Below are 26,128 nucleotides of genomic sequence, written 5' to 3'. Positions count from 1 at the left end.
GGATATAGGCTGCCTGAAAAATCGTTAAAACGGTTTCAAGCAGCCTATATGTCTTTTATCCACTCAATATTTTATGGATTATGTCTGTTAATCATTACGAAAATTTTCCCGTAGGTTCTGTTTTACTGCCACGTCGTTTGCGTAAACCCATACATGCGGTTTATGCTTTTGCACGTACTGCAGATGACATTGCGGATGAGGGACAGGACGATAGTGAAAGCCGTTTGACAAAATTAGGCTGCCTGAAAGCAGAATTGGATTTGCTTGCAGCAGGGGCAATGCCACAAACACCCTTGATACAACGTTTGCAGCATGAAGCAATTGTTCCATTTGGTCTGCCATTGCAGCCATTTTACGATTTATTGGACGCATTTTCACAAGATGTGGTTAAAACACGTTACCAAAATTTTGGCGAATTGGTAGATTATGCACGGCGTTCTGCCAATCCCATTGGGCGCATTTTACTGCATTTGTATGGTGAAACCGATGAGCGCAGTTTGGCGCAAAGTGATGGCATTTGTACTGCATTGCAACTGATTAATTTTTGGCAAGATGTGGCGATTGATTGGCAGAAAAATCGTGTGTATTTACCGCAAGACGACATGGCAAAATTTGGTGTGAATGAAGCGCAAATCGCAGCAGGGCAAGCCGATTCGGCATTCCAAAAATTATTGGCTTATGAATGCGATAAAGCACATAAAATGCTCAAAGCAGGCTCGCCATTGGCAAAAACGTTAAAAGGGCGGATTGGATTTGAATTGCGCTTGATTGTATTAGGTGGGCAACGAATTTTGCAAAAAATCGCGGAAAACCAATATGATGTGTTTCAGAAACGCCCTGTTTTAACTTGGCAAGATTGGTTATTGATGATAAAGCGAGCGTGGCAAAAGCAATAGTAGTTTTAATGATACACTTTGTAAGTTAATGAACAACAGGCTGCCTGAAAATGTGAGCACATTTTCAGGCAGCTTACTTACAATATCACATAGAACTTTAACTTTAATTTGGATTATTTGGCGTGTATTGGGGTTAAAATGGCAGATTATGTAATAATTCACAATTAAAATTGTAAATATTTGTTAATTTAATACAAACAGGAATAGTTTGCATTTATCATTATGTCCTATGAAAAATAACCGCATTCTCACGCCTGCTACGATTGCTGTGGTAACACTTATCCACATCGGTTTGATTGCCGCTGCTTGGAAAAGTACTACCGAGCCCGAGCCAGCGACCATTGATAACTTAACCTTTGTGGATTTGGGGTCTATCATGGGCGATGACCAGCCTATGGCAGATGGTGCGCCTGCGCCTATGGAAACTGCGCCACCACCACCTACGCCTGAACCGCCTAAACCTAAAGAAAAAGAACCTGAACCGAAAAAGCCTGATCCTGTGAAACCCAAAGTTCATGTTGTGGAACGCGATGATCGCCCTGCGGATATTGTGAAACCCAAAGAATCTGAGCCAAAACCTGACCTCATTAAACCAAAAGAACCTGAACCCATTAAGCCAGCTGAAACACCTTTAAAACCCACTAATACGCCAACGGTTTCTTCACAAACCAATCCGCAAAATCGTTCACCTAATGGTGTGGCAGGTGGAGGCGGTGGCACAGACCCAAACAGTTTGCGTCCAGGCAATCCCGCAAGTGACAATAAAGGTGGTACAGGCATGGGACCCAAAGGCGATAATGACCGTCCTGTTGATGCCAATGCCATTCACGAAGCAGGGACAATGACCATTCCCATTCCCCCTTATCCGACCAGTGCGCGTGAAAACGATGAACAGGGTTTGGTGCGTGTGGAAGTGATTGTGGAACCTGATGGTAGTATTTCATCAGCCAAAGTAGTGAAAAGCAGTGGTTCACGCGCATTGGACAATGCAGCTTTAAGGGCAGTTCGTGCCACGCGTGGTACACCCAAGAAAATCAATGGTGTATCGGTTCGGTCGCGTTTTATTGCACCGTTTAACTTTAAACTGGATTGAGCAGAGGCCAATAGCACATTTTCAGGCAGTCTGAAACCATTTTTAATATCAAACTTACGGAAAAATCATGAATTTAGGATTAGTATTTCAACACGGCGATGCCGTACTTATTGGTGTATTTTTGATTTTGATTTTGATGAGTATTGCTACATGGGTCATCATCGTTTTACGTTTTGTACAATACTGTTCAGCACGTAAAGCCAATCGCATCGCCAGCGAAGCCATTTGGGCGGCTAAATCTATCGCAGCTGCTGAACAAGCTGCCAAGCAAAACCCTTCGCCTATCAGCGAATTGGCATTAGACGGTATGGCAGCACGTCATCGTTTTATCCATGCCAAAGAAAACATGCTTTCAGCCAACTTACCCAAAAATGCTTATATTGAACGTGAAATGCGCCACAGCATGGGTAAAATCCAAAGCCGTTTTGAAGGTGGTATGGTGGTTTTGGCGACCATTGGCTCAACCGCACCATTTATCGGCTTGTTGGGTACGGTTTGGGGAATTTATCGTGCGTTGGCAAACATCAGCACCTCGGGTCAGATGAGTATTGCCGCCGTAGCAGGTCCAATCGGTGAAGCATTGGTGGCAACCGCGATTGGTTTATTTGCAGCGATTCCTGCGGTTTTGGCGTACAACTGTTTTATGCGTGGCAACAAAACCATTGCACGCGAATTGCACAATTTTGGACATGATTTACACGTTCAACTGATTAACACCCAAGAGAAGGAATAAATCATGGCTTTTAATTCCATGAACGATGGCGATGATGCGCCTATGAGCGACATCAATGTAACGCCTTTGGTGGACGTGATGCTGGTGTTATTGATTGTATTCATGATTACCATGCCTGTTTTAACCCACTCAATTCAAATTAATTTACCTGTGGCAAGTGAAAATACCAAGCCAGAACAAATTAATAAGGATTTGAAACCTTTAGAAATTGCTGTGGACACCGATGGTAAATACACCATTGGTGCAGATTCAGCCAATAAAGTGGATTTGCTGGCGGTAAAAACTGAATTGGCACGCATTGCAGCAGAAAATCCCGATACCATTATCGCCATTGATGCAGATGAAAAAACAGCTTACGATAATGTATTGAAATTACTGGAAGCGGCAAAAGAAGCCAAATTAACCAAAGTAGGTTTCCGTATGGAAGTTAAAAATGCCCCATTGGCACAATAACTTGAATTTATTCAATTTAAATCAGGATAAGGTAACGGCAACCGCCGTGCACAATCCAGTACATAAGGTATTTGGCAACGCTGTATTGGTTTAAATGGAATTCACCATATCTTCAACTTAAAGGCTGCCTGAAATATTTCAGGCAGCCTTTAACTCTTTGTAAAAACTAAAAAAATCCGCTCAATTATATACGCAGAATTGAAATGTACTACTGTACACGACAGACGTTGTCGTCTTAATACTGCTTTTTCACTTCTACGATTACAGCAGATTGACCATATAATCCAAGATGCCGTAACCTCAAAGCCATTGTTACAAAGGTTTCAGCCTATAAGCTAAATTCATTTATAATCACACATTTTCTGTTTTCAGGCTGTCATCATGACCGAATTCATCACACTCGCACCACGCCAATTAAAAGCGCACAACACCGTTGCCCTGTTGGGGTCAAAAAGCATCAGCAACCGCACTTTGCTGCTTGCCGCTTTGTCGGACAACGAATGCGAAATCCGCTCGCTGCTCAAATCGGACGACACCGACCGAATGCTGGAAGCCCTTGAAAAATTGGGCGTTCCCATGCAAACCACCGATTCAGGCAGCCTGAAATTGGTCGGGCAGTCGGGCAAATTTCCGAATAAGCAAGCCGATTTGTTTTTGGGCAACGCTGGCACGGCATTCCGCCCTTTAACGGGCGCGTTGGCGATTTTAGGCGGCGATTACCATTTGCACGGCGTGCCGCGCATGCACGAGCGTCCGATTGGCGATTTGGTGGACGCACTTCGTATTGCAGGGGCGAATGTGGCTTATTTGGGCAATGAGGGCTATCCACCTTTGCAAATTCATGATTTTGTTGATAAAAAAGTACACCAAATCCCCATTAAGGGCAATGTGTCCAGCCAATTTCTCACTGCGCTGTTGATGGCGCTGCCGCTCACGGGCAAGGCGTGGGAAATTGTGGTGCAGGGTGAACTCATCTCCAAACCTTATATTGATATTACCTTGAATTTAATGAAACAATTTGGTGTGAATGTGGAAAATCAAGATTATCACATTTTCAGGCTGCCTGAAAACGCGAAATACCACGCGCCCCAAATCGTGAATGTGGAAGGCGATGCGTCCAGCGCGAGCTATTTTTTGGCGGCAGGTTTGCTTTCAGGCAGCCCCGTTCGCGTTACAGGTTTGGGCAAAAACGCGATTCAGGGCGATGTGGCGTTTGCACACGAATTGGAAAAAATCGGTGCAACCGTGTTGTGGGGCGATGATTTTATTGAAGTTTCACGCGCGCCAGAGCAAAAAATCCAGCCCTTTGATTTGGACGCGAACCACATTCCAGACGCGGCAATGACGTTGGCGGTGGTGGCATTGGCAACGGGAGGCAAGTGCAGCATTCGCAATATTGAATCGTGGCGCGTGAAAGAAACCGACCGCATCGCGGCAATGGCAACCGAATTGCGAAAAGTGGGTGCAGAAGTGATTGAAGAACAAGACGCAATCCACATCACACCGCCCACACAACTCATTGATAATGCAGAAATTGATACTTATGACGACCACCGCATGGCGATGTGTTTTTCGCTGGTGTCGCTGCTGGGCGTGGGCGTGCAAATCAACGACCCCAAATGCACACACAAAACCTTTCCCACTTATTTTGAAGTGTTCAACGGTTTGAGTGCGTGAAAACGGTTTCAGGTAGCGTTTGAAACCACTGGATTTGTCGGATATCGGTATACGACCTACGCGGTGTTCAATTGGGGAACTTGATAGGTCTGCACCCTAACTTTCTCCGCCAGCATAAAGAGAACAGGTTTCAGGCTGCCTGAAAAAAGTGAGCAAAAATGGAACACAAATCATTGGAAAAGTGAATTGCCAGTTGATTTGTGTTCTTGTGTTTTGGGTGGTGTGAGAACCCAAAAGACCAAGCAAGCCAGAACCATTAACAGTAAGGTTAAAATCAGGGCTTTGTGGTAATTGAGTGTACCAACTCGTCCCAAGTAGCGGTAAATTAAGGTGCTTAATGTTGTCCATTCTGGGCGAGAGAGAAAGAGTGAAGCAGCAAATTCGCCGATGCAGGCAGCAGCAGTAAATGCCAAGCCACGCCGTAAAGCAGGCAGAAGCAAGGGGAAATAAACCAAGTAGGCTGCCTGAAAGGGGCTGGCACCCATAAGGCGTGTGGCGTACATGATGTTTTCAGGCAGGCTATCCCATTTGGCTAAAACATATTGGGTAACAAAGGGATAGGCAAGTAGGGCATAAATGGCAATCAGCATGGGTAGGGTGGCTGCCCATTGGGGATAGAGCAGCAAAATGCCGAAAGCCAAACAAACGGGGGAAACCATAAAAGGCAGAAAAGTGAGCGCGCGTATCATGGCGGAATATCGGGCAGCGGTGGCGTGTGCCATGCCTAAAATGGCAGATAAGAATATGGCAGAAGCGGAAAATTGTAGGGTGTTCCATAGGGCGGATAGGGTGTCTTTGTCCCATAACACCGACCAAGCTGCGTGGTCTGAACGCAGGACTTGTGTGAAAATTGCCAATAAGGGCAAGCCGCAACAAAACAGTAATAGGGATAGTGTTAAAACTGGTAAGGCATATAGGCTGCCTGAAACTTTTTGGGGTGGTATGGATTGAATTGGGGCGGTTAGCGTGCGTTTGCCAATCAGGGCGTACAGTATGCCTGCAATGGCGGTTGCGCTTAAAATCAAACATACCAAAACGGCAGCGCGTGCCATGTCTAATTCGTGGGCAATAAGTTGATAGACTTCCACTTCTGCGGTGGCGTAATTGCGTCCGCCTAGTAGTAAAGCCAAGCCAAAACCTGAAAAACAGTAGAGAAAAACCAAACATGCGCTGCCTGAAAGCCATGTACGCACAATGGGTAATTCAATGTGCCAGAAATTTTGCCATGCGTTTGCGCCCAGCGTACGTGCGGCGTACAGGCGGCTGGCTGGAACTTGGCAAAAACCTTGATAGGCTGCCAATACCGCCACAGGCAAATTGAAAAACACATTGCCATACAGTAATAAATAGGGCGTGTCTTGCCAACCCTGCCACAGTACGCCACGATGTCCAAATAATGCCAATACCCCCATGCCTGCAACCAAAGTAGGCATAATGAAAGGCAGCATCAGCAGGCGTAAGATGAGTTGTCGTCCGTGAAAATCCAAGCGTGCCAATGTCCATGCGGGCAACAAGGCCAAAAGGGTGGTCAATATGGCGGTTAAGGCTGCCTGAAATACTGTCCACACAAGGCGTTTGCGGTAGTAAGGTTCTTGCCATACTTCTTGCCATAGGGGGGCTGCATCATCGTAAAACAGCATGGCACACAATGGTGCCACAACCATCATGCCAAGAAAAAGGGCGGTTACAAGCAGGGATAAACGCGACATAGAGGTGGGAGTTTTTGTGTAATGGGGTTTTAGGCGGCTTTGAAATATGGTTGTTTGAAATTAACACAGATAAGGCGACAGCGACCGCCGTGTACACCTAGTATATTAAAGGAGTTGGCAATGCTGTATTATTTTAATTTCAAACAACTATAATGTGAACTGGGGATAAGAAAATTGAAAACACAATGAAAATAAATAATTTGTGTAAGGGGTTGTGTGCATCTGCCATTTTTTAGGCAGTCTGAAATCAATAATTACTAATCGCTGTGGTGGGTTCAAGCACACATTATGCGACAAATTTTTTAAAAAATAGTTAAATTTTTATCCCGAACTGGTATTAAATAAATAGGCTGCCTGAAAAATGGTGCGCGAATCAATTTGTGCCATCGTGTTCATCGTGGGTGGCGATTTCTTTCATCATGCTTTGATGACGTTCCAAAAATTCGCGTGTGCTGTCTTTGCCACGCAGTTGCAAAATGTAATTGCGCACGGCGGTTTCTACTAAAACCGCTAAATTGCGTCCTGCTGCAACGGGCAAGGTTACGGAGCGGATATTGACATTCAAAATACTGGCGGTTTCGGTACGTATGCTTAAACGGTCTAAACGTTTCATGTAGTCATCATCGGCTGCCACTAAGTGAATAATCAGTTTTAACTGTTTTTTGGGGCGAACGGCGGTTTCACCAAAAATATGGCGAATATTGAGTATGCCTAAACCTCGTACTTCTAAAAAATCACGCAATACAGGTGGACAACGTCCTTCCAATACTTCTGGTGCAGTACGAAACAGTTCAACCGCATCATCGGCAACCAAGCTGTGTCCACGCGAAACCAATTCCAAAGCCAATTCGCTTTTGCCCAAACCTGATGCACCTGTGAGCAATACGCCAATTTCAAATACATCGAGAAACACGCCGTGTTCTATAGTGGATACCGCCAAAATCCTTTGTAGGTAAATCCGTAATACGTCCATTAAATAGGGGCTTTCCAATTTGGACGTTAAAAGTGGTACATTGCGTGTATGGCAATAATCGCGCAATAAGTGAGGGACAGGTAAGTTGTTGGCAACAATCATCAAAGTAATCGGAAAATCAAAAAGCCCGTTCAAGCCAATGGGGACATCGGTTTGTTCGAGCTTTTTGATGTATGCCACTTCTGCTTCACCCAGCACTTGTACTTGATTGTGGTGAATGAAGTTCAAATGCCCCACCAAAGCAGGCATACGACGGTCGACCTCAATGCTGATTCGGTTATCGCCAGCAGCGGTGCCAGCTGCCCAAGACAGCTGCAATTTTTGTTGGTTGTCTTGATACAGGCGACGTACACTTACGCTGGGCATATTGTTCCTTTAAATTAAACCAATAATTGACACACTTCATGAGCATGTTGGCATTCGGATAAAGCGGTTCGCACAGTTTTGTCGGTAAAACGTTCAGCCAAATGGGCGAGTATTTCCAAATGTTCACCTGTTGAGGCTTCGGGAACAAGCAAAATGAAAACCAAGGAAACGGGCTTGCCGTCAGGTGCATCGAAATCCACCGCTTCTTTTAGGCGGATAAATGCCGAGATAGGGGCAACAACATCGGCATGACGACCATGTGGCATAGCGACACCATGACCCAAACCTGTTGTTCCTAAACGTTCACGAGCAAACAGGCAATCAAAAATTTCGTTTGCATTTAAACCATGTGTTTCATCGGCAAGCAAATGACCGATTTCTTCAAATAGTCGCTTTTTGCTGCTGATTTCCATATCCAAAACAATGTGTGAAAGAGGCAGAATTTCGCCAATGGATTTCATATTGGTGGGTCTTGTATCAAAAATGAAACGCGGATTTTAACGTTTACCGTGATTTCGCTCAATCGGAAAAATGGATTTTACATTTGCCTAAGGGGGCAGACAGCCAGAAACTTTTGGGGTCTGGATTTCATGTACATATTGATTTTATAATTAATTGATAAAAATAAAAATCTCTGCAAGCAAAAATGGGACAGATATGCAATCTGTCCCTGTGAAATGAGTTTGGGTAAGGTTCTGGTCTATTTAACATTAAACAGGCAGCCTGAAACAGTTTTGTAAGGCATTATTGATAAGTATCATCGCCAGTTTTACGCTCAATAAACTCAATTTTGTAGCCATCAGGGTCTTCCACAAAAGCGATGACGGTGCTACCGTGTTTCATCGGACCTGCTTCACGGGTAACTTTACCACCTTTGGTACGCACGGCATCACAGGCAGCTGCTGCGTTGTCCACCTCAATCGCAATGTGTCCATAAGCATTGCCTAAATCGTAAGTGTTGGTGTCCCAGTTGTGGGTCAATTCAATGACTGCGGTTTCACTTTCTTCGCCATAGCCCACAAAAGCTAAAGTAAAACGCCCATCGGGATAGTCTTTACGGCGCAAGAGTTTCATGCCCAAAACTTCGGTATAAAACGCCAGCGATTGTTCTAAATTGCCAACGCGCAACATGGTGTGCAATAAACGCATGGAGATGTTCCTTATTTAACGATATTTTTAGTGAAAAATTGATTGTATCACAGTTGAGTAATGCATTCAGTTTGCATACAATAAGCGGTTTACAAACCACAGGAATCCGCACCATGTCTCAATCCCAAATTCTCGGCACAGGCAGCTATTTGCCCGCTAACCGCGTTAGCAATGACGACTTGGCACAGCGCATTGATACTTCTGACGAATGGATTACTTCGCGTACAGGCATTAAAGCGCGTCATTTGGCTGCGGAACACGAAAAAACCAGCGATTTGGCTGTTGAAGCTGCACGCCGTGCTTTAAATGATGCAGGTGTAGATGCTCATGATATTGATTTGATTGTGGTTGCCACCACCACGCCTGATATGCAGTTTCCATCTGCCGCTACCATTGTGCAGCATAAATTGGGTATTGCAGGTTGTCCTGCTTTTGATGTGCAAGCTGTATGTGCGGGCTTTATGTATGCGCTGACAACTGCCAATGCCTATATTAAAAGCGGTATGGCAAACAAAGCTCTGGTGATTGGTGCGGATATTTTCAGTCGAATTTTGGATTGGGAAGACCGTGCTACTTGTGTGTTGTTTGGTGATGGTGCGGGTGCAGTAGTATTGGGTAAAGCCGAGCAAGGGGGCATCATACACAGCCGTTTACACGCTGATGGCGCACATTTGGATTTGCTTCAAGTACCAGCACAAATGAGTGAAGGAAAAATCTGCGGTTCACCTTTTGTGAAAATGGACGGTCAAGGGGTTTTTAAATTTGCCGTTAAACAGCTGGCTGCTGTTGCTGATGCGGTTTTGAAGGAATCAGGTACATCAGCCGACAACATTGATTGGTTGATTCCACATCAAGCCAATCGTCGCATTATTGAAGCCACTGCCAAACATTTGGGTTTGAGCATGGATAAAGTGATTTTAACGGTTGCGGAACATGCCAATACTTCTGCTGCTTCCATTCCATTGGCATTGGACACGGGCATTAAAGACGGTCGCATCAAACGCGGTCAGAAATTGTTGTTGGAAGGCATAGGCGGCGGTTTCGCTTGGGGTGCGGTTTTGGTTGAATATTGATGATTATTCTATTGTATGAGAAAGCTGCCTGAAATCTTTTCAGGCAGCTTTATTTCATGAGTGTGGTCACAGAATTGAAAAATTATAGTCGTTTCAAATACAAAGCGTACCACATTACCAACTACCTTATGTGTTAAATATACACGAACTGCTCTCGTTGCCGCTTTGTTTGTTTTATAGTAAATTAAAATAAGAAATCTACTTCGTTGCCTGCGCCCTTATGTACTATTTGTACACGGCGGGCGTGGTCGCCTTGCATCTTTCTTATTTTAATTCACTATAGTTGGAAACGACCATGACCATGCTACTGTTTGCAGCGACCACATTTGTTGGTTACTGGCTGCCTGAAAGCCTATGTTTCGCTGCCACCTACTGTTAAACCTGCATCAATGCGTAAGGTTGGTTGTCCTACGCCAACTGGCACGCTTTGTCCTTCTTTACCGCATACGCCGACTCCTGTGTCTAATGCTGTGTCGTTACCAATCATGGAAATGTGTTGCATCACTTCTGAACCGCTGCCAATAAGGGTTGCTCCTTTTACAGGATATTGTAGTTTGCCGTTTTCCACCCACCATGCTTCGCTGGCGGAAAACACGAATTTGCCGCTGGTAATGTCCACTTGCCCGCCACCAAAATTTATGGCGTAAATGCCTTTTTCTATGCTTTCAATGATTTCTTGTGCTTCGTGTGTGCCGTTTTCCATAAAGGTATTGGTCATGCGTGGCATCACTGCTGAGGCATAACTCTCACGCCGTCCATTGCCTGTAACGGGTACACCCATTAAACGGGCATTGGTTTCGTCTTGCATATAGCCAACCAATATACCATCTTCAATTAACACATTGCGTTGGGTTGGATTGCCTTCATCGTCAATGTTTAAAGAACCTCGTTTGTCGGCAATGTCGCCTTGGTCAATCACGGTAACGCCTTTGGCGGCAACGCGTTTGCCTATTTGACCGCTGAAAACGCTGGTTTGTTTGCGGTTGAAATCACCTTCTAAACCGTGTCCAACTGCTTCGTGCAATAAAACACCTGGCCAACCGTTACCCAAAACCACTGTCATTTCGCCTGCGGGTGCAGGGCGTGCTTCCAGATTGATGAGGGCTTGTTGCACCGCGTGTTGCACATATGCTTGGATTTGGGCATCGGTAAAGCAGCTTAAATCAAAACGTCCGCCACCGCCTGCGCTGCCTTGTTCACGGCGTTCGCCTTGTTGGGCAATCACAGTAACATTCAGACGCACCAATGGGCGAATGTCGGCAGCGTGGCGACCGTCTAAACGTGCAATATAAACCAAGTCGTGTTCACAGGTTAAGCCTGCCATCACTTGTACGATGCGTCGGTCAGCAGCGCGTGCCAAGGCTTCTACTTTGTGCAATAGGGCAATTTTTTCGCTGGAATTTAAAGTGTCTATGGGATTGAACGTGCCGTGTACGTTTTTGCCGTAAAAGGGTGTGGGTACACGAATAGGGTGCGAATTGCCTGCCGTACCAATGGCTTTAACGGTTTGAGCGGCGCGTTTGATGGCATCGGCACTTAAACTGTCGGCATAGGCAAAAGCGGTTTTGTCGCCTGATACGGCGCGTACACCTACGCCTTGGTCAATTTGGAAGCTGCCTGATTTAACCATGCCTTCGTCCAAATGCCAGCTTTCAAAAGCGGTGCGTTGACAATAAATATCTGCATAATCAATATGATGATTACCAATAATGGCAAGTGATTGTGCCAATTCATGTGCAGATAAATGGTTGGCATGTAACAGGTCTTGGGAAACAGTTTGGAAAATATGGGACATGGTAGTTGTGAAAAATGGGGGGCTGCCTGAAACCTGATGCGAGATGAATTGGGGGTTTTCAGGCAGCCTTGAAATAAAAAAAATCAATGATGTTGGATTATAACGGAAAAAGTGGGGTTCGCCTGTTTGGTAGGTTTAGGCTATGGCATTTATTGTACACTGTTGTGCAGCAGTGGATTGTGTCCAGAGTGGTTTTGTGCTTCGGCATAAGTGGGCAATTCGGTATGTTCAGGCAGCATTTCATGTAGCAGGCGAATGTGTTCTACTTGGCAATCGCTCATCAAATCCAGAAAGTTTTGCACAATCATGGCAATGTTGTCGCGTGGCGAAAGTGTCCAAGTGAAAACTTGGTTCTGTAAGCCATAGGCGTTTTCGGTGGCATTGAAGCCAAATAGCAATTTGCTGCTTTCTTGCGCTGCGATGACTACGCCAACACGTGGGCTTTGTAAGCGTACTGCGCGTATGGCATTGGTGGCAAACACGTCCAAAGCCATACGCAAACGCATTTGACCCGCATCGGCTAATGCGTGAATGGGGTTATTGGGATTGAGTGGGTTGGTAAACAGGGTTAGCCCTTTTTGTGCCAGATGCTGTTGCCAAATTTGCATGAGTGGCAGGGCAGCTTCGCGCAAGTTTACGCCTAATGCTGCCTGAATGTTGTGTTTACCGTAACCCAGTGCATAAGCAGCGTGTACTGATTGGTCTTGGGGAATGTGAAGTGGTCGTGTGGGCAATTTGGCTGCAAATGCTTCGGCAGCTTCAAAGGATTGTTTGGCGGCGAACCAGTTTTCGGCTTTGATTTGGGCGAAATCATCGGCACGCAAGAGTTGAGGCAGCCATTGGGCGTGTGTTAATGGGCGTTGAGCAGGATAATTGGCAAGACAGGCAGCCAGTTCTGCACAGGGGCTGAAGGTGTTCAGTTCAGCTGCTTGCTTACTGCCTGCAACAATGATAACAGGTAAGGCAAACCATTGAACTTCATCATCATTTTTTGCGTTTAATACATCAGCTACGCTGTCCATTAATACCGCATAAATGTCTGCTGATGCTGCCATGCTCATGGCAACCGATAAGCTTAAAACGTGTTTTTGTGCCAACATTTCTGTAATGCGTGCGTGTAAATTTTCACGCGCCAATTTGCTTTGTGCGCCTGATGTGGCTTGGGCGATTTGGCTGGCATACAGCAGCAGTTCGTTTTTAATGGGGTCAGTGGGATAGGGGCGTGGGTCGGGTAGGGGGGTAAACATGGTGTTCCTTCAATTTAGATTGGGTAAAAGCTTATTTTTGATTTAAACGGCTTGTCGCACGCTGTGCTGCTTGGCTATTGGGATAAAGGCGCAAAAGCATACGCCAAGTATTACGTGCGATGTCTTGTTGTTGAATGCGCCATTGACAATTGCCGACATGGTACAGTGCATCGGCGGCTTGTGTGTGTGGGGCGTATCTTTGGGCGTAGCGTTGCCCAATTTGAATTACGGATTGGCAGTTGTTCAGCTGTACATGACTTTGCAACAATAAATACATACTTTGGCGGTCGGTTTCTGTGCCTGAACCGCCGTCATCTGTGCTGCGAAGTAAGGCTAGGATTTCATGGTAGCGTTGTTGGCGATACAGGCGTTGTGCTTGTTGTAAGCGTTGTTGTTCAGTAGGTGTGGATTGGATATGATTTTGAATTTTATGATTTTTATATGGTTTTGATTGTGTGTTGTTGTGTTTGTGTTCTAATTGTTGAATGCGTGTTTGTAATTTGTGTATCTGTTCTTCTAATTGATGAACGTGTGAAGACAGTTGTTCAAATTGATTGGGTAAGTCGGTTTCGGGATAGGGCAGAGAGGTGGTTTGTGGCTTATGGGGTGTTTCAGGCAGCCTGATGTGTGGTGCAGCACAAGCGGTGAGCAGTAAAATGGGTAAAACAATGAAGTGATTGAAATTCATGGCAAAGTATTCACGTTTTAGGCTGCCTGAAAAGACGGGCAATTATGGGTTGTTGGCGTGTCTAAAAGTAAGGGTTATGAAATGGGCATTATTTTTTGAGTAATAAAGTTAAACCATCGCCCAAAGGCAAAGTCAGCGGTACAATGCGTGGGTCATGCGGTAAACTGGCATTGAATTTTTGCAATATGGCATGTGAGAGTGGTGTGTTTTCCAGTTGGGTTTCTGTGATGCGACCGCCCAATAATATGTTGTCTATGGCAATGATGCCACCATGACGCACCAGTTTCAGGCAGCGTTCGTAATAATGCGGTGTGGGAGGTTTATCGGCATCAATGAATGCCATATCAAAAGTATTACTTTGACCGTTTGCCAACATTTCGTCTAGCGTAATTAGGGCAGGTTGCAAATGTAAAGTGATTTTGTGTGCCACATTGGCTTGTTGCCAGTTTTGTTGTGCGATGTTGGTAAAACTGATATTGATGTCGCAACAATGTAAGCGCGCGTTTTCAGGCAGCGCAAGTGCTATTGCGGTACTGCTGTAACCTGTGAATACGCCGATTTCTAAGTAGTTTTGCACATTGATGAGCCGTGCCAACCAAGTGAGTAAGGCAGCTTGTTCAGGGGCAATCGCCATTTTGCCTAAACGGTGTGCTGCGGTTTGCGTGCGAATTTGCGTTAAAACAGGGTGTTCAGCTTCGCTGATTTGACGCAAATAATGGCTTAATTCAGGTGTAAAAACGGTGGGGCGTGTAGACATAGGTAAAACCTGTATCCATTGTTTGAATAGGTATTTTTTATTTATTAATCATGCACTTACTGTTTTTTATTTACATGATTTTGTGATGGAAAATCCATTGTTATAGTGGATTCAATTTAAATCAGGACAAGGAGGGCGATAGCGACCGTCGTGTGTACCTAGTACATCAGGGGTTGGCAACGCTGTACTGGTTTAAATTGAATTTACTATCAGTTGATGAACACAGATTTTTCAGGCTGCCTGAAAGGCAAATGGGTTCAATCAGTTTGGTAAGTATAGGGTTTTTTGGGCAATTTGGCTGCTTCAAAGTTGGCTTGTTCTTCGGGGTTGAGGGTTACGTCCCACAATAAACCGCGATTTTTTAAACGTTGTTCGGCTTCTTCTGGGTGTTGTGCCAAATAGTCGTTTAAAAATTGGGTGGTGTCGGATTGGTAGTTGTACATATTGTTTCCTTTTTATCAATGATTGGTTTTGTGTTGCGCATCATTAGATTCTCTGTGAGAACCGATGATGCGACAGACCCAAATTCCTGTTTCATAAAGTAAAATCATGGGTATGGCAAGCATTACTTGCGATAAAACGTCAGGTGGTGTTACCACAGCGGCAATCACAAACGCTGCCACAATCACATAAGGGCGAGCTGCCACCAGTTGTGTACTGGAAATGACACCCATACGGTGCAATAAAACCACCGCTACGGGAATTTCAAAAGTCATTCCAAAGGCGATGAACATACCCAAGATAAATGACAGGTATTTATCTATATCGGTGGCCATTGCTACGCCTTCTGGCGTCATGCCTGCAAAAAATTGGAAGACCAATGGGAAAACCAAAAAATAGCAAAATGCCATACCTGTGGCAAACAGCAGGAGACTGGACGCAATTAAAGGCAAAATCAGCCTTTTTTCATTTTGGTAGAGTGCAGGCGCAACAAATGCCCAAATTTGGTATAAGGTATTGGGCAAAGAAACCAAAAAAGCAAGCATCAAAGCCACTTTAATGGGCACAAAGAAAGGCGCAACCACATCTGTGGCAATCATGGTGCTGTTTTCAGGCAGCACAGCCATTAAGGGTTGGGCAATAAAGGCATACAGCTCTTGTGCGAAAGGTACGGTAAACAATAAACACAGTACCATGCCAAATAGCGACCAGACCAGTCGGCGACGCAATTCCAGCAAATGTTCCATTAAGGGTTGTGCTTCTTGGGCGATGGTTTTATTTACCCTATTCATCGGCGATTCCTTAATTTTGGCTTGGGGCGATGACGTGGGCGCATATCGCGTTTGCGTGATAAGGCTTGCTGACGCAATGATTTTCTGGGCAGACCATTGATTTGAGCAAAATGATGTGGGCTGCCTGAAAAATCATGTGTTGTATTGTTTGTGTCTATACCAAAATCAGCTGGGGTTCTTTGTTCAGGTAGCCTGTCCCAAGCAGGGCGAGCTAAATTGTGTAAACCATTGTGTACTTCCCAAGTGGCATCTTGTATTTCGTTTTGGATTTGGCGCAATTCATTTAACTCAGTTTGTGTGCTGAATTCTGCTTTAATATTGGCTGCCAAAGTTTGCATTTTGCCAAGCCATAAACCAATCGTTCTGGCTGCTTTGGGCAGACGTTCGGGACCCAATACAATCAATGCCACTGTGCTTGCCAACAGCATTTCGGTAAAACTGAAATCAAACATATTCAATCATCACAAATCAAATTTAGGTTGTGCTGTTTCAGGCAGCTTTATCGTGGTCATTGCGATGTTCAATGATGTTGTTATCTTTGTTTTGTGTATGGGTTTCTTCTGGTGTGCCGTTATTTAAACCCTCTTTAAAATCATGAACCGCACTGCCTAAATCCTTGCCAATATTGCGTAATTTCTTGGTACCAAATACCAATACCACAATCAATAATACGACCAACCAATGCCAAATTGAAGTTAAACCCATGATGCTTCCTTGTCTGATAATTGTATTTGTTTATGCTGCCTGAAAATCAAGCAGGTCTGCCCATAATGTGAATGTGTAAATGGAATACTTCTTGTCCACCGCCTTTACCTGTGTTGATTTGGGTTTTGAAGCCATTGTTTAAACCATTGGCTTGGGCAATTTGTGGAACTTTAAACATCATGCGACCCAATAGTGCTTCATGCTTCGCCTGTGCGTGTGCCAATGAATCAAAATGCACTTTGGGAATCAGTAACAGATGAACAGGTGCTGCGGGGTTGATGTCTTTAAAACACAACATTTCATCATCTTCATAAACCACGCTGGCTGGAATGTGTTTCTCAATAATTTGACAAAAAATGCAATCGCTCATATTTCTACCTATTATTCAAAAATGCTTTCAGGCAGCATGGAAAACCAAAATAGGCTGCCTGAAAGTGATATTTTATGCGGAACGCGCTGCTTTTTCCAGCAAACCTGATAGACCTTGTCGGCGTGCCAATTCATTTAACACGTCTTCCACACGTAAGCCGTGATGTGTCAATAAAATCATGCTGTGAAACCACAGATCGGCAGTTTCATATACGACATGTGTCGCATCATTGTCTTTGGAAGCCATTAATACTTCTCCTGATTCTTCAATGACTTTTTTTAAGATTTTATCTTGTCCTTGATGAAGCAATTGGGCGGTATAAGATTGACTTGGGTCTGCATAACGGCGAGTTTCTAGGGTATTTTGAATGACAATCAGGATTTCAGACATTGAATTTTACCTCAAATGCGTTTTGCCAATTCAACCGCCTTGCCGATGTACAAAGCTGGGGTCAAAGCCAATAATTGTGTTTTGGCTTCGTCTGGAATCGCCAAGCCATTGATAAATTGACGCAAACTTTCAGGCGTGATGCCATCTTTGCCGCGCGTCAAATCTTTCAACTGCTCGTAAGCATTCGGCACAGCATAACGGCGCATAACCGTTTGAATCGGCTCGGCTAACAATTCCCAAGTCGCGTCCAAATCCGCCAACAAAGCCGCAGGATTGGCTTCCAACTTGTCCAAACCACGCAAATGCGCCACCCAACCCAAAACCGCATAGCCCACACCCACGCCCATGTTGCGCAAAACTGTGCTGTCGGTCAAATCGCGTTGCCAGCGTGAAATCGGCAATTTTTCCGCCAAAAAGCCCAACACCGCGTTTGCCATGCCCAAATTGCCTTCGGAATTTTCAAAATCAATCGGATTGACCTTGTGCGGCATGGTGGAACTGCCCACTTCGCCAGCCTTAACCTTTTGTTTGAAATAGCCCAATGAAATATAGCCCCACACATCGCGGTTGAAATCAATCAAAATCGTGTTGATGCGGCTGATGGTTTGGAAAAATTCCGCCATATAATCATGCGGTTCAATCTGAATCGTGTAGGGATTAAACGTCAAGCCCAAACTTTGTTCCACAAACAAACGGCAATGGGTTTCCCAATCCACATTGGGATAAGCCACCATGTGCGCGTTGTAATTGCCCACCGCGCCATTGATTTTTCCCAAAAATTCTTGTTGATTCAATGCCTTGATTTGGCGATTCAAGCGATACAACACATTGGCAATTTCCTTGCCCAAAGTGGTGGGCGTGGCTGGCTGACCGTGCGTGCGCGACATCATGGGTACATCTGCCAAATCGTTTGCCATTTTTTGCAATTTTTGCTGAATTTCGGCTAATTTCGGCAAAATCACTTCATCTTTTGCTTGTTTTAACATCAGCGCGTGCGACAAATTGTTGATGTCTTCCGAAGTGCAAGCAAAATGAATAAATTCATTGACTTTTTGAATTTCGGCATTGTTTTCAAAGCGTTTTTTTAACCAATATTCAATGGCTTTCACATCGTGATTGGTGGTGGTTTCAATCACTTTCACTTCGGCGGCGTGTTCCAAATTGAAATTTGCCATCACATTTTGGATTTCAGCCAGCGTTTCATTTGAAAATTCAGGCACTTCGGCAATGTTTGGCTCGCGCGACAAAGCCACCAGCCACGCCAGTTCCACACGCACACGCGCTTTCATCAAACCGTATTCGGAAAAAATGGGACGCAAATTTTCTACCGATTTGGCGTAGCGTCCGTCTAATGGGGAAAGGGCTGAAATGGGGTTAATCATTTGTTTTTCCTTATTAAAAAATATTTTTAGGCTGCCTGAAAATGTGTATTCACAGCTAAAATCACAATCTATTGATGTAATTATTCAATTTTTTATCAAAAGAAACAATCTCTTCGTCATAAATCATGTGTTTGGCAATCAACAAACAATCAATAAAATCCAAAGATGTTTCTTGAAAAATCGCCAGTGTTTTTAAAATCACACATTTGTTTTACACTGCAAAAATGCCCGTCATTATAGTCAAATTGGTATTTGGTAAGGGTAATACCAAATTGTGTTTTGCTGGTTGGTGGCTTGTACGGCAGAGTGATATAGCCGTAGAATTGAAAAGAAGGTGCTACGATGTTAGCTTACCTTGTCATACTGTTTGTATTGTTTGTATCTTGCCACTTTGTATGACATTTTTACTTCTGTAACTATAATGTACCCAATAATAGTATTATACTGATTTTATTAAATTTTGTTCTTAAAAGGTAAATAGGCTGCCTGAAAAAACGTGTTAAGCGTTTTCAGGCAGCCTTAAATTGGGCATTATTGTGCGGCAGACGTGGGATTCGATGTGTTGGTTTGACTGGGCGCACCAAACCATTGGGTGTAGATTTTTTCGTAAGTACCGTCAGATTGGATTTGTGCCAAGCCTTTGTTGATGGCTTCACGCAAACCGTCATTGCGTCCTTTTTTAAAAGCAAAACCGTAATTTTCTTTAACAAAAGAAGGGTCTACAATGGTATTGAGTTTGGTCTCTGGGTGTTGTTTGACATAATAAGACACTACGCTGCTGTCGCCCACAACGGCATCTACGCCACCGCTTTCCAATTCTTTAAATGCCAAAGGCATGGTTTCAAAGCGTTTGATTTTTGGGCTATCTTTGCCTTGTAAGTCTTGTAAAATCAAGTCGCCTGATGTGGCTGCCTGAACCGATGCGGTACGTTCTTTCATGTCGGTAAATGATTTGATACTGCCGCTGTTATTTTCGGTTGTAACAATCATTTGGGTAGCATGGAAATAAGGTTCAGAAAAATCAAGCTGTTTCAAGCGGTCTTCGTTGATGGTAATGCTGGCTAAACCGATGTCGCTGTCACCTTTGTCAACATTGGCAAATAAACCTTCAAATGGGGTATTTACAAATTCCAGCTTGATGTTTTGGGTTTTGGCAGCAGCATCAAGAATGTCGTGTGAAAAACCAACGACTTGATTGTTTTCCATATATTCCATTGGTGCATAAGAGGCATCTGTGGCAACAATGTAGCTTCGGTTGGTATCTAAATTATTGTGGTTTGCGGGTGCGGAAGCTGCTGTATGATTTGCAGGAGAGGAAGCGGGCTTTTGTTCGGTGTTGTTGGCTTGTGAACAAGCTGCTAGCAGCAATACAGAGGCTAGGGTTAATGGAAATGAAGCAGATTTAAACATAAGGGTTTGTCCTGTTTGAATGGTGTATGTATTTTAGGGAAACAACAGGCTGCCTGAAACATTTTTCAGCAGCCTAAATAGCACTTATTGTAATACAACTTCTACGCGCCGTGCTTCGCTTTGGCTGCCTGAACCTGTGGTTATTTGTGGTTTTTGCATCTCAATTTGGTCAGCAGGTATGCCTGCTGCAATCAACGCATCGCGTACTTTAAATGCACGTTCTTTAGATAAAAGTTCATTGGTTTGTGTATCACCTGTGTTGTCGGTATAACCTGAAACCACAACTTTTCGACCTGCTTTAACACCTGTATTGATGTCGTTAAGTGCTGCCAAAATATCACCACCTAATTCAGATTTGCCTAATGCAAAATAGAATTTGACCACGCCATTTTCCACGATAACATCTGCTTGGTTATCGGCGATAGGTGTGGTTTCTATGGGTGTGATGATGGTTTGAGCTGGGAGTATGTTTTGAATGGCTTCATCGGCAGGAGCGGTCATGCCATTGGATTGTGTTTCTGAAATCACCAAAGCCATGCTGGCTGCTTCTTGTTCATTGGCAGGCAGAATGTGGCTTGTTTGAATGTGTAGGGTTGTTTCACTAACACCAACGCTGGGACTTTCTTTTGCTTTTTTATTGGCTTGGTAATCGGTATAAAAAGCCAACGCCAGAACACCTACTGTGGCAATTGCAGCTGCACTTAAACCTACCCATAAACCCACACGTGTGCCGTTATCGCTTGTTTCGCTGCTTACCGTGTTTGTGGCAAGGTGTATTTTTTCATTGTTGTTCATCTGTGTTTTCCCATTAAAAATAATGAAATCAGTCAAAATCGGCAGCATTATATACGATAAACAGGCTGCCTGAAACACGCATTAACAAAATTAAATTGATTTATGCGAAGGGCTTATTGTATCTTGGTTGGCAAGTGAAACACATGATTGACGCTTTTGAACTCTAACACACCAATCGCGGTTGTTCAAATACCATTGCACGGTTTTGCGTAAACCTGTTTCAAAGGTTTCTTGCGGTGTCCAGCCCAATTCGCGTTGGATTTTTCGCGCGTCAATCGCGTAACGCACATCGTGTCCTGCGCGGTCGGTAACGTGGGTAATCAAGTCGGCATAATGCACCACGCCTTGCGGTTTTTCAGGAGCAAGTTCTTCTAATAATTCACAAATTTTTTTGACAACTGAAATATTGGTTTGTTCGTTGAAACCGCCAATATTGTAGGTTTCGCCAATTTTGCCGCGCGTGATGACTTGATACAAGGCGCGGGCGTGGTCTTCCACAAACAGCCAATCGCGGATTTGCAAGCCATCACCATAAACGGGCAAGGGCTTGCCGTTCAGCGCATTTAAAATCATGAGCGGAATCAGTTTTTCGGGAAAATGATAATAGCCATAATTATTGGAACAATTGGTGATGATGGTCGGCAAACCGTAGGTTCGGTGCCATGCGCGTACCAAATGGTCGCTGGACGCTTTGCTGGCGGAGTAGGGACTGGACGGTGCATAAGGTGTTGTTTCGGTAAATAAATCGTCTGTACCGTGCAAATCGCCAAACACTTCATCGGTGGAAATGTGGTGGAAACGGAATGTGGCTTTTTCATTTTCAGGCAGCCTGAAAAAATATTCCCGAGCGGTTTCCAACAGTGTAAAAGTGCCAACAATATTGGTATGGATAAATTCTGCTGCGTTGCCTATGCTTCTGTCTACATGGCTTTCGGCGGCAAGGTGCATCACGGCATCTGGTGGATATTGCTGGAAAATGCGGTCTAATTCGGCACGATCACAGATGTCTACTTGTTCAAATTCGTAACGTGGGTTATCGGCTACACTAGTCAAATTGTCTAAATTGCCAGCATAGGTTAATTTGTCCACATTGATAACAGAATCATTTGTGTTTTCAATAATATGGCGGATTAAGGCAGAACCAATAAAGCCTGCACCGCCTGTTACCAAAATTTTCATTTAAATCTCAAATAATTCATTGCAATGTTTTTCAGGCAGCCTTTTATACTGCGTATAATTTGGCTACTGAATTTGGGGTAGTAACTGGAATGGGTATCTTGGCGTATGGTACTGTCTAACTGTAAATTTTCTAAAACAAAAGCAGGGCGGCTGTGTAAAATTTTTAAGTCCAGTTTTTGTTCAAAATACAGCCAATCATCGGCGGTGGCACAAGGCTGGGTCGTGGCAGAAAGCAACTTTTTTGCTCCCTGTTGTGTGATAATATAAGCTACTGTACCACAAGCGTATTGTGCCCAAGGTGTACCAAAACGAAAACCATGTAATTGAGCGTGTGTTTTGATGGGAATACAGCGGTAAAAATAGGGCAAATATTGCGGCAAAATTTTCACATAACCAATCAGTAACACATCAAATGGATATTGCTGATAAATGTCTTTCAGGCTGCCTGAATTTAGTAAAACATGAGGGTTGGCAATAAATTCGGCATCGTCTTCCAAAATCAGCGCGAAGTCATCTTGATTATCCACAATTTTTTGATAAACCTGATGATGGCTTAATGCACAGCCCAATTCGCCTTTGCTTAACCAACGTTGTTTTTTCGGTTTCCAATGCGTGATTTTGCGAGACAAACGTTCAATATCGGCTGCTGTGGCTTGGCGCATATCTACCGCGTCCACGATTTCGGGTTCAATATGGAAACGGGCGCATTCTTGTATTATATGTTCACGGCGTTGGGTTTCGCCTGCTAGGGAGATGATGTAGGTTTTCATATTGAATTATCTTTTCAGGCTGCCTGCAATAAGTTTTCCAATTGTTGTCCAATATTTTCCATAGAGAAATCATGGATTCGCAACAAAGATTGCGCTTGATAATGTTGGTACAAAACATCATCATACAACAAATCCAACACAGCCTGAACAAAATCATCTTGCTGATTCATGGCAATCAATTTGCCATATTCACTGTTTGCACCCAAAATGTCTTTTGGTCCGGTAGGACAATCCATTGCCACCACAGGCACGCCCAATGCCATGCTTTCTAATATTACGGTGGGTAAACCCTCGTGTTCTGAAGTATGTAAAAATAAACTGGCTTGTTTGAAATACGGATAGGGATTGCTAATTTCGCCCAAAAAATAGCATTCTTCCTGTAAATTCAATTGTTTTAATTTAGCTTCCAATGAAACACGATTGTTGCCATCGCCAATAAATACCAATTTGTGCGGAATGCCATGCTGTTTCAGTTTGGCGAAAATATCCAGCATGGTTTCATGCCCCTTGCCTTGAACCAAACGGGAAACTTGCAATAAATAGGGTACATCAAAAGGCAGCTTAACGGGTTCCGATGCTTTTTTTCTAATCAGCATCAGGTCAATTGGGTTGTGCATGACCTTAAAGTGTGATTCAGGCAGGCTTAAATTTTGCATGATGATTTGTTTCATCTGCTCGCAAATGGTAATGACGCATTGGTGTTTAATAAAAATACTGCGGTATTTTTTGATTTGTTTGGCGGTAATTGGCGAGCCGCCATTGAGTTGCCCGTGTACCCAACGGATTGTAGGCTGGCTGAAAGTATGTATTCGAATAAATGAGTCCAAAATATCACTAAAATCAATAATTAAATCATATTTTTGTATTTTCTGTTGATGGAAAAAATACATCGTCCGCAACATCAAAGCACATTTGAACAGCTCATAGCGTATTTTTTGCAACAAACTATTTTTTCTAACTTTAATCAAATGGTTTTGTTTCTCCCAAATATCAGGTGGCATGATAAATTGAAGATTGATTTGATTTGTTAATTGATTTAAATAAGAATTTTTTTCTTTCAAATCATAAGTAATGAACAAATCAACATCATGTTTTTTATACAACAATAGCAAATAGTTCATTAATACGGTCTCTGTACCACCTGTAAGTAACCATTTGTGCAAAAATAATATTTTCATGATTGATCATTGGGTAAAATACGTCTTGCCTCATGATTGAAACGTTCAAAACCAGCTAAAATTTTTTCAGGATCTATCATGTCTTGGGGAATTCTACCTTGCATTTTTTGTTTTTGAAAATAGGGATTAGATTGGTAATCTAAACTTTTCAATTCAACCCAATCATCGGAATTAAATTGATTTCTTTGGTTCTTGACAATCGGAAAATGCCAATTACATAAAACGCCATAAATTTTTTTGCGTTCTTTCTTGGGTAATTCTAAAACTTCATAAGCGGTAAAACGGTTATTTATCCAACCACGAAAAAAATCAAAATGAATATTTTGATTATAAATAATCCAACTGTCTCCGTCTTCGGCAAAAGGAAGCTGTTTGTGAACAAATACTTTTCCATCCACACAATGCAAATTGATGCGGTTTAAAATCACACAATCTTTTTTACGCAATGGTAATCTGCATAAATCTTGTAAGTATTGCTTATGAAAAATGTGGTCAGCATCTATCTTAATAATCCATTCATTTTTTGGTAGTTTTTCCCAAACAAAGTTGTAATAACTATCCAAACACAACTTGGCATCAAGCTGTTCTTCTTTATATCTAAAATCACCACTAGGTATCACATCATAAGGATATTCTACTGGCGTAAATTGCGGATATTTTTGACAAAATGCCAAAATGTATTCTTTGGTTCCATCAGTGCAGGAATTGAAGCCAATCACGCCACCTGCAACACAGTCTATGATGCTTTCAAAACAAGTATCTATTGTTTTGATTTCATTGTATACCCGAATAAAGGCATAAGGTTTAATAGGTTTACGCCATGAATACAGTTTTTGCAGAAATGGGGTAACGTGTAAGCGATGTTTGGTGTGGGTGTAAAAACAGAACCAGTGAATTAATGATTTCATAATTAAATAATATTAATAAAGTTTTTTAAAATTATATAAAAAGCAGCCTGAAAATTTATGTTCAATATGGCTTATTAAACAAAATCATTATTTTCAGGCTGCCTGAATATTTTTTATGTGATTTTTACTCGCTCAATGCCGAAATATCCGCCACCGCATTCATCAAATTCGCCAACAAATTCAACAAATTCAAGCGATTTTGTTTCACAGCCGCATCATCTGCCATCACCATCACGCCATCAAAAAACGCATCAACTTGTGGTTTGATTGCCGCCAACGCTTTTAAGGCTGCCTGAAAATCACGCGCGGCAATCGCGGTTTGCACACGCGGCTGCAAATCTTGCACGGCGGTAAACAAGGCTTGCTCTTCGTCTTGCGCCAACAAATCGGCACGCACTTCGCCCAAATCGCCATCGGCTTTTTTCAACAGATTTTGTACGCGCTTGTTTGCTGCCGCCAAAGCAGCCGCTTCGGGTAATTGTTTAAATGATTGAACGGCTTGCAATTTCGCCAACAAATCATCTAAACGGTCGGGGCGTTGTGCCAACACAGCCGCCACCACGTCTTGCGCGAAATCGTTTTGCAACAACACCGCCAAACGCGCTTGCATGAAATCCGCCACTTCCGCCACCGTGTTTTCAGCCAGCAAATTGGCAGGAAATTGTGCCGCCACAAAATCCAATAAATCTTTGATAGACAAAGGATAATTCATCAGCATGCGCAACACGCCCAAAGCGGAACGGCGCAGCGCGTAGGGGTCTTTGTCGCCCGTTGGAATCAAGCCAATGCCCCAAATGCCGACCAGCGTTTCCAGCTTGTCCGCCAGCGCAACGGCTGTGGCGATGGGGCTTTCAGGCAGCGTGTCGCCCGCAAAACGCGGATAATAATGCTGCTCAATGGCTTGCGCGATTTCGGGCGTTTCGCCATCAAGTTGCGCGTAATATTTGCCCATAACCCCTTGTAATTCAGGGAATTCGCCCACCATTTCCGTCAGCAAATCGGCTTTTGCCAGCATTGCGGCACGTTCCGCCACCGCTTTGTCGGCATTCAGGCAGCCTGCAATGTAAACCGCAATTTTTTGCAATCTTTCAACACGTTGTGCTTGCGAACCGATTTTGTTGTGGTAAACCACATTCGCCAATTTGGGCAAACGGCTTGCCAAATCCGCTTTTTGGTCTTGCTTGTAGAAAAATTCCGCGT

At 43.6% G+C, this 26,128-nt stretch carries 28 protein-coding genes; 6 read left to right on the top strand and 22 right to left on the bottom strand.

Translation table 11 applies throughout. The annotated features are described in order from the left end of the window. Window positions 1-80 precede the first annotated feature (80 nt). The 5 genes from hpnC to aroA all read left to right on the top strand — a co-directional run bounded on the left by hpnC (window position 81) and on the right by aroA (window position 4,852). Window positions 81-896, top strand: a complete 816-nt coding sequence (gene hpnC, locus Q4B82_RS03300; protein WP_303065010.1) for a squalene synthase HpnC — start codon at window positions 81-83, stop codon at window positions 894-896. 229 nt (window positions 897-1,125) lie between these two features. Beyond that, entirely contained in the window at window positions 1,126-1,989 is an 864-nt protein-coding gene (locus tag Q4B82_RS03295; RefSeq protein ID WP_303065009.1) for an energy transducer TonB, read from the top strand. A 67-nt stretch (window positions 1,990-2,056) separates the two neighbouring features. Beyond that, window positions 2,057-2,722 (top strand): MotA/TolQ/ExbB proton channel family protein, encoded by a 666-nt coding sequence (locus tag Q4B82_RS03290; protein ID WP_303065008.1) that lies wholly within the window; start codon window positions 2,057-2,059, stop codon window positions 2,720-2,722. A 3-nt stretch (window positions 2,723-2,725) separates the two neighbouring features. Beyond that, window positions 2,726-3,175 carry a biopolymer transporter ExbD gene (locus tag Q4B82_RS03285; RefSeq protein ID WP_303065007.1) on the top strand — a complete coding sequence of 150 codons (450 nt, stop codon included), beginning with the start codon at window positions 2,726-2,728 and terminating at the stop codon, window positions 3,173-3,175. Between the two features lie 381 nt (window positions 3,176-3,556). Further along, window positions 3,557-4,852 (top strand): 3-phosphoshikimate 1-carboxyvinyltransferase, encoded by a 1,296-nt coding sequence (gene aroA / locus Q4B82_RS03280; protein WP_303065006.1) that lies wholly within the window; start codon window positions 3,557-3,559, stop codon window positions 4,850-4,852. 170 nt (window positions 4,853-5,022) lie between these two features. Here the strand turns inward: aroA and Q4B82_RS03275 are convergent, their stop codons facing one another. From Q4B82_RS03275 to gloA, 4 genes are all read right to left on the bottom strand, one after another. Further along, on the bottom strand, window positions 5,023-6,561 hold the full coding sequence (locus Q4B82_RS03275) for an iron ABC transporter permease (protein ID WP_303065005.1): 1,539 nt from the start codon (window positions 6,559-6,561) through the stop codon (window positions 5,023-5,025). 373 nt (window positions 6,562-6,934) lie between these two features. Further along, window positions 6,935-7,900: an HPr(Ser) kinase/phosphatase gene (gene hprK, locus Q4B82_RS03270; RefSeq protein ID WP_303065004.1), complete on the bottom strand. Its 966-nt coding sequence runs from the start codon at window positions 7,898-7,900 to the stop codon at window positions 6,935-6,937. 14 nt (window positions 7,901-7,914) lie between these two features. Next, window positions 7,915-8,361 (bottom strand): PTS IIA-like nitrogen regulatory protein PtsN, encoded by a 447-nt coding sequence (gene ptsN / locus Q4B82_RS03265; protein ID WP_303065003.1) that lies wholly within the window; start codon window positions 8,359-8,361, stop codon window positions 7,915-7,917. 283 nt (window positions 8,362-8,644) lie between these two features. Beyond that, window positions 8,645-9,049, bottom strand: coding sequence for a lactoylglutathione lyase (gloA, locus tag Q4B82_RS03260; RefSeq protein WP_303065002.1), 405 nt, complete (start codon window positions 9,047-9,049; stop codon window positions 8,645-8,647). Between the two features lie 113 nt (window positions 9,050-9,162). Between gloA and Q4B82_RS03255 the strand changes: the two genes are divergently transcribed. Next, entirely contained in the window at window positions 9,163-10,122 is a 960-nt protein-coding gene (locus tag Q4B82_RS03255) for a beta-ketoacyl-ACP synthase III (protein WP_303065001.1), read from the top strand. Between the two features lie 352 nt (window positions 10,123-10,474). Here the strand turns inward: Q4B82_RS03255 and tldD are convergent, their stop codons facing one another. From tldD to glyS, 18 genes are all read right to left on the bottom strand, one after another. Continuing rightward, on the bottom strand, window positions 10,475-11,917 hold the full coding sequence (gene tldD, locus Q4B82_RS03250; RefSeq protein WP_303065000.1) for a metalloprotease TldD: 1,443 nt from the start codon (window positions 11,915-11,917) through the stop codon (window positions 10,475-10,477). 149 nt (window positions 11,918-12,066) lie between these two features. Beyond that, the gene (locus Q4B82_RS03245) at window positions 12,067-13,164 is read right to left on the bottom strand and encodes a conjugal transfer protein (RefSeq protein WP_303064999.1); all 1,098 of its coding nucleotides are present in this window, start codon (window positions 13,162-13,164) and stop codon (window positions 12,067-12,069) included. Window positions 13,165-13,195: 31 nt separating this feature from the next. Continuing rightward, window positions 13,196-13,852 carry a tol-pal system YbgF family protein gene (locus Q4B82_RS03240; RefSeq protein WP_303064998.1) on the bottom strand — a complete coding sequence of 219 codons (657 nt, stop codon included), beginning with the start codon at window positions 13,850-13,852 and terminating at the stop codon, window positions 13,196-13,198. 88 nt (window positions 13,853-13,940) lie between these two features. Then, window positions 13,941-14,609, bottom strand: coding sequence for a class I SAM-dependent methyltransferase (locus Q4B82_RS03235; RefSeq protein WP_303064997.1), 669 nt, complete (start codon window positions 14,607-14,609; stop codon window positions 13,941-13,943). A 257-nt stretch (window positions 14,610-14,866) separates the two neighbouring features. Next, window positions 14,867-15,052, bottom strand: coding sequence for a DUF3460 family protein (locus tag Q4B82_RS03230; RefSeq protein ID WP_303064996.1), 186 nt, complete (start codon window positions 15,050-15,052; stop codon window positions 14,867-14,869). Between the two features lie 15 nt (window positions 15,053-15,067). Beyond that, the gene (tatC, locus tag Q4B82_RS03225) at window positions 15,068-15,841 is read right to left on the bottom strand and encodes a twin-arginine translocase subunit TatC (protein ID WP_303064995.1); all 774 of its coding nucleotides are present in this window, start codon (window positions 15,839-15,841) and stop codon (window positions 15,068-15,070) included. Beyond that, window positions 15,838-16,293, bottom strand: a complete 456-nt coding sequence (tatB, locus tag Q4B82_RS03220) for a Sec-independent protein translocase protein TatB (protein ID WP_303064994.1) — start codon at window positions 16,291-16,293, stop codon at window positions 15,838-15,840. The genes tatC and tatB overlap by 4 nt, the downstream gene beginning before the upstream one ends. Before the next feature lie 37 nt (window positions 16,294-16,330). Then, window positions 16,331-16,546 carry a Sec-independent protein translocase subunit TatA gene (gene tatA / locus Q4B82_RS03215; protein WP_303064993.1) on the bottom strand — a complete coding sequence of 72 codons (216 nt, stop codon included), beginning with the start codon at window positions 16,544-16,546 and terminating at the stop codon, window positions 16,331-16,333. 46 nt (window positions 16,547-16,592) lie between these two features. Then, window positions 16,593-16,916 carry a histidine triad nucleotide-binding protein gene (locus Q4B82_RS03210; protein ID WP_303064992.1) on the bottom strand — a complete coding sequence of 108 codons (324 nt, stop codon included), beginning with the start codon at window positions 16,914-16,916 and terminating at the stop codon, window positions 16,593-16,595. Window positions 16,917-16,988: 72 nt separating this feature from the next. Further along, window positions 16,989-17,306: a phosphoribosyl-ATP diphosphatase gene (locus tag Q4B82_RS03205; RefSeq protein ID WP_303064991.1), complete on the bottom strand. Its 318-nt coding sequence runs from the start codon at window positions 17,304-17,306 to the stop codon at window positions 16,989-16,991. An 11-nt stretch (window positions 17,307-17,317) separates the two neighbouring features. Next, window positions 17,318-18,688 (bottom strand): adenylosuccinate lyase, encoded by a 1,371-nt coding sequence (gene purB, locus Q4B82_RS03200; RefSeq protein WP_303064990.1) that lies wholly within the window; start codon window positions 18,686-18,688, stop codon window positions 17,318-17,320. Between the two features lie 531 nt (window positions 18,689-19,219). Beyond that, window positions 19,220-20,098 (bottom strand): basic amino acid ABC transporter substrate-binding protein, encoded by an 879-nt coding sequence (locus Q4B82_RS03195; RefSeq protein WP_303064989.1) that lies wholly within the window; start codon window positions 20,096-20,098, stop codon window positions 19,220-19,222. A gap of 84 nt (window positions 20,099-20,182) precedes the next feature. Continuing rightward, a complete protein-coding gene (locus tag Q4B82_RS03190; RefSeq protein WP_303064988.1) occupies window positions 20,183-20,893 on the bottom strand; it encodes an OmpA family protein in 711 nt (236 codons plus the stop codon). Between the two features lie 90 nt (window positions 20,894-20,983). After that, window positions 20,984-22,072, bottom strand: a complete 1,089-nt coding sequence (gene rfbB, locus Q4B82_RS03185) for a dTDP-glucose 4,6-dehydratase (RefSeq protein WP_303064987.1) — start codon at window positions 22,070-22,072, stop codon at window positions 20,984-20,986. Next, complete coding sequence (locus tag Q4B82_RS03180) at window positions 22,069-22,842, bottom strand: glycosyltransferase family 25 protein (protein WP_303064986.1); 774 nt, start codon at window positions 22,840-22,842, stop codon at window positions 22,069-22,071. The genes rfbB and Q4B82_RS03180 overlap by 4 nt, the downstream gene beginning before the upstream one ends. 14 nt (window positions 22,843-22,856) lie before the next feature. Next, on the bottom strand, window positions 22,857-23,843 hold the full coding sequence (locus Q4B82_RS03175; protein ID WP_303064985.1) for a glycosyltransferase: 987 nt from the start codon (window positions 23,841-23,843) through the stop codon (window positions 22,857-22,859). A gap of 173 nt (window positions 23,844-24,016) precedes the next feature. Next, a complete protein-coding gene (locus tag Q4B82_RS03170; RefSeq protein WP_303064984.1) occupies window positions 24,017-24,928 on the bottom strand; it encodes a hypothetical protein in 912 nt (303 codons plus the stop codon). Window positions 24,929-25,052: 124 nt separating this feature from the next. Continuing rightward, on the bottom strand, window positions 25,053-26,128 hold a 1,076-nt coding region (glyS, locus tag Q4B82_RS03165), incomplete at its 5' end, for a glycine--tRNA ligase subunit beta (RefSeq protein ID WP_303064983.1).

Origin of the sequence: Alysiella sp., assembly GCF_030525755.1 — a bacterium.
GTDB lineage: Bacteria > Pseudomonadota > Gammaproteobacteria > Burkholderiales > Neisseriaceae > Simonsiella.
Note: the sequence above shows the minus strand (reverse complement) of the source record. Positions and strands in the feature narration are given on the sequence as shown.

Excerpts from the sequence above, each read along its gene's own strand:
- hpnC (WP_303065010.1), top strand. The coding sequence starts at position 81 with ATGTCTGTTAATCATTACGAAAATTTTCCCGTAGGTTCTGTTTTACTG.
- Q4B82_RS03295 (WP_303065009.1), top strand. The coding sequence starts at position 1,126 with ATGAAAAATAACCGCATTCTCACGCCTGCTACGATTGCTGTGGTAACA.
- Q4B82_RS03290 (WP_303065008.1), top strand. The coding sequence starts at position 2,057 with ATGAATTTAGGATTAGTATTTCAACACGGCGATGCCGTACTTATTGGT.
- Q4B82_RS03285 (WP_303065007.1), top strand. The coding sequence starts at position 2,726 with ATGGCTTTTAATTCCATGAACGATGGCGATGATGCGCCTATGAGCGAC.
- aroA (WP_303065006.1), top strand. The coding sequence starts at position 3,557 with ATGACCGAATTCATCACACTCGCACCACGCCAATTAAAAGCGCACAAC.
- Q4B82_RS03275 (WP_303065005.1), bottom strand. The coding sequence starts at position 6,561 with ATGTCGCGTTTATCCCTGCTTGTAACCGCCCTTTTTCTTGGCATGATG.
- hprK (WP_303065004.1), bottom strand. The coding sequence starts at position 7,900 with ATGCCCAGCGTAAGTGTACGTCGCCTGTATCAAGACAACCAACAAAAA.
- ptsN (WP_303065003.1), bottom strand. The coding sequence starts at position 8,361 with ATGAAATCCATTGGCGAAATTCTGCCTCTTTCACACATTGTTTTGGAT.
- gloA (WP_303065002.1), bottom strand. The coding sequence starts at position 9,049 with ATGCGTTTATTGCACACCATGTTGCGCGTTGGCAATTTAGAACAATCG.
- Q4B82_RS03255 (WP_303065001.1), top strand. The coding sequence starts at position 9,163 with ATGTCTCAATCCCAAATTCTCGGCACAGGCAGCTATTTGCCCGCTAAC.
- tldD (WP_303065000.1), bottom strand. The coding sequence starts at position 11,917 with ATGTCCCATATTTTCCAAACTGTTTCCCAAGACCTGTTACATGCCAAC.
- Q4B82_RS03245 (WP_303064999.1), bottom strand. The coding sequence starts at position 13,164 with ATGTTTACCCCCCTACCCGACCCACGCCCCTATCCCACTGACCCCATT.
- Q4B82_RS03240 (WP_303064998.1), bottom strand. The coding sequence starts at position 13,852 with ATGAATTTCAATCACTTCATTGTTTTACCCATTTTACTGCTCACCGCT.
- Q4B82_RS03235 (WP_303064997.1), bottom strand. The coding sequence starts at position 14,609 with ATGTCTACACGCCCCACCGTTTTTACACCTGAATTAAGCCATTATTTG.
- Q4B82_RS03230 (WP_303064996.1), bottom strand. The coding sequence starts at position 15,052 with ATGTACAACTACCAATCCGACACCACCCAATTTTTAAACGACTATTTG.
- tatC (WP_303064995.1), bottom strand. The coding sequence starts at position 15,841 with ATGAATAGGGTAAATAAAACCATCGCCCAAGAAGCACAACCCTTAATG.
- tatB (WP_303064994.1), bottom strand. The coding sequence starts at position 16,293 with ATGTTTGATTTCAGTTTTACCGAAATGCTGTTGGCAAGCACAGTGGCA.
- tatA (WP_303064993.1), bottom strand. The coding sequence starts at position 16,546 with ATGGGTTTAACTTCAATTTGGCATTGGTTGGTCGTATTATTGATTGTG.
- Q4B82_RS03210 (WP_303064992.1), bottom strand. The coding sequence starts at position 16,916 with ATGAGCGATTGCATTTTTTGTCAAATTATTGAGAAACACATTCCAGCC.
- Q4B82_RS03205 (WP_303064991.1), bottom strand. The coding sequence starts at position 17,306 with ATGTCTGAAATCCTGATTGTCATTCAAAATACCCTAGAAACTCGCCGT.
- purB (WP_303064990.1), bottom strand. The coding sequence starts at position 18,688 with ATGATTAACCCCATTTCAGCCCTTTCCCCATTAGACGGACGCTACGCC.
- Q4B82_RS03195 (WP_303064989.1), bottom strand. The coding sequence starts at position 20,098 with ATGTTTAAATCTGCTTCATTTCCATTAACCCTAGCCTCTGTATTGCTG.
- Q4B82_RS03190 (WP_303064988.1), bottom strand. The coding sequence starts at position 20,893 with ATGAACAACAATGAAAAAATACACCTTGCCACAAACACGGTAAGCAGC.
- rfbB (WP_303064987.1), bottom strand. The coding sequence starts at position 22,072 with ATGAAAATTTTGGTAACAGGCGGTGCAGGCTTTATTGGTTCTGCCTTA.
- Q4B82_RS03180 (WP_303064986.1), bottom strand. The coding sequence starts at position 22,842 with ATGAAAACCTACATCATCTCCCTAGCAGGCGAAACCCAACGCCGTGAA.
- Q4B82_RS03175 (WP_303064985.1), bottom strand. The coding sequence starts at position 23,843 with ATGCCACCTGATATTTGGGAGAAACAAAACCATTTGATTAAAGTTAGA.
- Q4B82_RS03170 (WP_303064984.1), bottom strand. The coding sequence starts at position 24,928 with ATGAAATCATTAATTCACTGGTTCTGTTTTTACACCCACACCAAACAT.